2 protein-coding genes are annotated in these 1,338 nt (G+C 74.2%); one reads left to right on the top strand and one right to left on the bottom strand.

The window, feature by feature from the left end:
- Positions 1–227: 227 nt before the first annotated feature.
- The gene (locus A8711_RS30060; RefSeq protein ID WP_158629859.1) at positions 228–920 is read right to left on the bottom strand and encodes a hypothetical protein; all 693 of its coding nucleotides are present in this window, start codon (positions 918–920) and stop codon (positions 228–230) included.
- Positions 921–1,082: 162 nt separating this feature from the next.
- Here A8711_RS30060 and A8711_RS30065 point away from each other — a divergent pair.
- Positions 1,083–1,338: OsmC family peroxiredoxin (locus A8711_RS30065; protein ID WP_141707696.1), on the top strand; the 256-nt coding region annotated here is incomplete at its 3' end.

The raw sequence follows: 1,338 nt of genomic DNA on the forward strand, positions 1-1,338 counted from the left end.
GGTCTCGTCGCTGCGGACGAGCGTGCCGTCGAGGTCGGTGGCGATCAGCTTGGGCAGTCCCGGGCGGGTCATGGTTCCTCCTTCGCCCGCGCCGTCACGCCGGCCGACCAGGTCTTCGGTGCCGCGACCACGGGACGGCGGGCAGCAACCGTATCTCGCGGAACGGGCGGCAACCACGGCTTTCCGGCGAATCGGAGGCGAAGCCGCGGTGGCCGACGTATGCGGCGTTAGCGGGACCGGTCGGGGTCCGCGAACGGCACCGTGGGCTGCACCGTCAGGTCCGCGGGGGCCGGCGGCAGGTCGTCCGTGGCGGCGCGTCCCCGCCAGGCGGGCCGGTCGTCCGGGTGGTCGTGGTCCGGTTCCTCGTCGGCGGGCGTGTCCCCGGCGCTCCGGCCGGCCAGGTGCAGCGCGGCGGCCAGCAGCGCCACGGCGAGGAACGCGGTGACCAGGCCGCGCCCGTGCTCCACGTCGAGGCGCTGGTCCCCGACGAAGAACAGGATGCGCCGGGCCAGCTGCTCGAGGGAGGCGGCGGTCGCGACCAGCACGCCGAGCACGCCCGCCGACAGGCCCAGCCCGGCGAGCGCGGCGTGCCGACGGACCGCCGGGGCGCCGCGCAGCGCCAGAGCCAGCGCCACGGACAGCCCGAGCAGGCCCACCAGGTACGCCACCCCGAACCCGCCGATCTCGGAGATGCCACTGGTCAGCCGGGTGGGCGCGTCGTCGTCCCGGGCCTCGGCCGGCACCGTGATGATCAGCCACTCGCCGATCAGCGAGGCGACAGCGGCCACCGTGGCGAGCCCGGCGAGCACTGTCGGCAGGCGGCGGTCCCGGCCCAGGGCGGCGAGCGAGCGTCCGGCCCGGCCGGGGGACTCCGGCTCGGCGTCACCCCACTCGACGACAGTGGTGTCGTCGTCCCGCACGGGGATTCGCTTCTCCTGGCGGGGGACGGGGAGATCCTGTGACATGGCCACCCTTCCCGTACGCGGGCCTGCGTCGAATCATGGCACAGCACACACCCGACGGCCCGGATCGTGGTCCACAGGTGCGGTGCGACGCGGCCCGCTTTCGCGTAGCGTCGTGCCATGCCTATCCGTACCGCATCCGCTCGCTGGCAGGGCAACCTCACCGAGGGGTCCGGCACCGTCCGCACCGGCAAGGGCGGCCTGTCCGGCAACTACTCCTTCAAGTCGCGCTTCGAGGAGGGCGAGGGCACCAACCCCGAGGAGCTGATCGGCGCCGCGCACGCCGGCTGCTTCTCGATGGCGCTGTCCAAGCAGCTCGCCGACGCCGGCGCCCAGGAAACGGCGGTGGAGACCACCGCCAAGGTGCACTTCGACA

The organism is Micromonospora sp. II (assembly GCF_001709195.1).
GTDB lineage: Bacteria > Actinomycetota > Actinomycetes > Mycobacteriales > Micromonosporaceae > Micromonospora > Micromonospora chalcea.